This is a genomic window from Candidatus Cryosericum hinesii, from assembly GCF_003570985.1.
GTDB classification, from domain to species: domain Bacteria; phylum Caldisericota; class Caldisericia; order Cryosericales; family Cryosericaceae; genus Cryosericum; species Cryosericum hinesii.
Map to the genome: position 1 here is coordinate 1 of NZ_QXIW01000037.1, position 3,499 is coordinate 3,499.

Annotated in this window: 4 protein-coding genes and 1 pseudogene; 1 reads left to right on the forward strand and 4 read right to left on the reverse strand. The window is 58.7% G+C overall.

The features are described from left to right. From SMC3_RS09010 to pyrB, 4 genes and pseudogenes are all read right to left on the reverse strand, one after another. Positions 1-188, reverse strand: a pseudogene (locus SMC3_RS09010) (orotidine 5'-phosphate decarboxylase); the annotation flags it as partial. Beyond that, positions 185-1,294: a dihydroorotase gene (locus SMC3_RS09015; protein ID WP_207799740.1), complete on the reverse strand. Its 1,110-nt coding sequence runs from the start codon at positions 1,292-1,294 to the stop codon at positions 185-187. The pseudogene SMC3_RS09010 and the gene SMC3_RS09015, both read right to left, overlap by 4 nt. 75 nt (positions 1,295-1,369) lie before the next feature. Then, the gene (locus SMC3_RS09020) at positions 1,370-1,801 is read right to left on the reverse strand and encodes an aspartate carbamoyltransferase regulatory subunit (RefSeq protein ID WP_119087654.1); all 432 of its coding nucleotides are present in this window, start codon (positions 1,799-1,801) and stop codon (positions 1,370-1,372) included. A 1-nt stretch (position 1,802) separates the two neighbouring features. Beyond that, positions 1,803-2,723, reverse strand: coding sequence for an aspartate carbamoyltransferase (gene pyrB / locus SMC3_RS09025; RefSeq protein WP_119090081.1), 921 nt, complete (start codon positions 2,721-2,723; stop codon positions 1,803-1,805). A 255-nt stretch (positions 2,724-2,978) separates the two neighbouring features. Here pyrB and SMC3_RS09030 point away from each other — a divergent pair. Continuing rightward, positions 2,979-3,499, forward strand: a 521-nt coding sequence (locus SMC3_RS09030) for a tetrahydrofolate dehydrogenase/cyclohydrolase catalytic domain-containing protein (RefSeq protein WP_207799741.1), incomplete at its 3' end; no start/stop codon positions are given.

Genomic DNA, 3,499 nt, shown 5'->3' on the forward strand with positions numbered 1-3,499 from the left:
TGCAGCTTGAAGCATGCGCAGCTTGGTATCGTGGCGTCCACGATACGCCGGTTGAACTGGAACAGGGCCTCGCCGGGACCCGCGAACCCTGCGCGGAACTCAGGCGGCAGATAGTCGAGCGACGTATCCAGGCCGACGCAGACGGGGCCGCGCATTGCTACTGCATTAAACAGCTTGTCGACGATCATTGGCGTTCCTCCCGGTTCGATGTGGTGTCATCGTAGACGATCTTTCCCGCCTTGATGGTCATGATCACGCGGCCGATCAGCGTCTGGCCGTTGAATGGGGTGTTGTGCCCCTTGCTTGCGAATGTCGTTGCGTCGACTGTCCACGGCGTGTTGAGGTCGACGAGCACGAGGTCCCCATCGTAGCCGGGGGCGATGCAGCCCTTGTTCAGGCCCAGGATGCGTGCTGGATTCGTGCTCATGAGCTCGGTAAGCTGTGCGAGCGTGATGTGTCCTGGGCGGACCAGTGTCGTGGTGCAGACGCCGAAGGCGGTCTCCAGACCCACCATGCCGGGAGCGCCGGCGGCTTTGTCATCCGTCGTGTGGGGTGCGTGGTCGGTGGCGATGGCATCGACCCACCCTTGTTCCACGGCATGGATCAGGAAGTCTACATCCTGCTGTGTCCGCAGTGGGGGGTTGACGCGGTAGTTGGTTGCGCTGGTCAGTGCCAGGTGGTGCGGCGTGACTTCACACGTGACCGCCTGCCCTCGTTCCTTGGCTGCGATGACGGCGCGCATGGAGCCCTCGGTGCTGACGTGTGCGATGTGCAGACGACAGCCGGCTGCGCGCGCCAGCTCGATGTTGCGGTGCGTCATCANNCACATGACCGTCAGACCCAGCCTTGCGGCGGCTGTCATCGCCTGCAGCATGACGCGGGCGTCCATGACGTCATGTCCGTCATCGCTGATGATGCGCACGGAATGACCCAGGGTCTCGAGGTGGTCGACTGTCATGCCGTCCATGTTCTTCGTGATAGAGGCGCACTGGTGCACGTCGATGAGGCCGATGTCCCTGACACGCGTGAGGACATCCTTGATCTGCGCATACGTGCTGATGACAGGTTTCGTGTTGGCCATGAGGTTGACGGCTGTATACCCGCCACGCACGGCTGCATGGCTTCCGCTTGCCAGGTCTTCCTTGTGCGTCAGCCCGGGGTCCCTGAAGTGGGCATGCAGGTCGCAAAAAGCAGGCAGGCACGTAAGCCCGCCCGCTTCGACAGCAGCAACGCCGTCAGAGGAAAGTCCCCTCCCGACGGTGGTGATGACACCGCTCCGGACAAGGATATCCATTGCTCCGTCATGGGCAGAGTCGACTACGTGTGCCCCGTGTATGAGAAGTGATTTGGTGTCAGATACCATTGTTCCTCAGTCCTTGCCGACCGTGTAGATCTCGTCGCAATATTGGCAGCGGTACTGGCCGAGTTCACGATTCACCAGTGTGAAGACCTGCGGTATGTACTTCTCGACGGAGGTGATACAGCGGGGGTTCTTGCACTTGATAACGTCCTCGACGCGCTCGGGCAGCTCGGGCTTCACTTTGCGCACGATGTGCTCGTCTTCGATGACATTGACGGTGACGTTCGGATCGATGAGTGCCAGCATTGTGACATCGAAGTCGACGTTGTTCTCGATCTTGATGATGTCCTTGCGCCCCATGTGCGTACTGGTGGCGTTCATGATGAGGGCGACCGTGTAGTCAGCTTTGTCCAGACCCAGCTCGTAGAACATGCGGATGCCCAGGCCTGCGCGGATGTGGTCGATGACGATGCCATTCTTGATGCTCGTAATGGTCAACATCTCAGCTCGCTCCTAGGAGTTTCGAAATCAGGGCCATGCGCACGAACATGCCGAACTTGGCCTGCTTGAAGTAGTAGGCACGCGGGTCACTATCGACGTCGTAGGCGATCTCCCCGACGCGCGGCAGCGGGTGCATGACGATCATGTCCTTTCGGGCGAGGCGCATCTTTTCGGCATTCAGGATGTAGACGTCCTTGAGGCGGACGTAGTCGTCTTCGTTGAAGAAGCGCTCCTTCTGGACGCGGGTCATGTACAGGATGTCCAGGTCGCCGATGACCTCATCGAGGCGCTCGACCTCCTGGAATGCGATGCCTTTTGCAGCCAGGTCCGCGGTGACGTAGTCGGGGACGCGCAATTCCTTGGGCGAGATGAGCACGAACCGGTTGTCCGGGTAGCGTGAGGCGGCCTTGATAAGTGAGTGGACCGTGCGGCCGAACTTGAGGTCGCCGCAGCAACCGATCGTGAGTCCCGTCAGCTGGTGCTTCACTGAACGGATGGTCAGGAGGTCTGTCAGCGTCTGGGTCGGGTGCAGGTGACCGCCGTCGCCTGCGTTGATGACGGGGACGGGAGAGTACTGGCTGGCGATGCGCGGCGCCCCTTCCTTGGGGTGACGCATGACGATGATGTCGGCGTAGCATGCTACCGTGCGGATGGTGTCCGCGACGCTCTCGCCCTTGGCGACTGAACTGGAGGTTGGTTCGGAGAAGCCGACAACGCTCCCGCCGAGACGGAGCATGGCAGCCTCAAAACTGAAACGGGTACGAGTGGAGGGTTCGTAGAAGAGTGTTGCGAGAATGGAAGAGTCACACAGGTGATTGAATTGAGCGGGAGATTGAATGATCAGGTCAGCGAAGTCGAAAATCTCGTCGAGCTCCCCAGGACTGAAGTCCGTCGGGTCAAGCAGGTGCCTGCCTTTGAGCATACTGTTCCCCCATTGTCTGAGTACCGGGGCACGTAACCCTTTGAGAGTATACGAAGGTCGTCTTTTCGTGCAAGGGGTACCCTTCACAGATCGCTGACACAGATTCTTCTTGGCATTCCTGAGAGTGTGTTTATCATATGTATGGGTCGAAGGTTCCGTCCGCTGGGCATGTCGACCAGAACGTGGACGTCTCGTTGACGGAAGGAACTGCCAAGGCTGACAGGATAGACAAAGAAAAATGGAGGCTGTGACCAGATGAGCATCATCATGAAAGGTTCCGAAGTGGCTGCTGCGATGAAGGAAGAACTGCTGCGTGAAGTGGAGAAGCTTGCCCGGAAGGGAATTGTCCCGCAACTTGGCATCGTGAGGGTCGGCGCGCGGCCGGACGATCTGGCGTATGAGCGTGGTGCCATCAAGAAGATGGGGGGCGTAGGCATTCGCTGCAAAGTGATCGAGTTGTCAGAATCGATTGGTCAGGCAGATTTTGAACAAGAGTTCTCGGCTGTCGACAACAATCCTGATATCCACGGTATCCTGCTGTTCAGGCCCCTCCCCAGACAGCTGGACGAACAATCAGTCAGGAACATGATCAATCCGAAAAAAGATATCGACTGTATGAGCCCCGTCAATATTGCGAAAGTATTCTCGGGAGATGAAAGTGGTTTTGCTCCCTGCACAGCCGAAGCCGTCATGGAAGTCCTGGCTCACTATGCCATTGACGTGAGAGGCAAGCGCGTAACGGTGGTTGGCAGAAGCATGGTGGTCGGCAAGCCCCT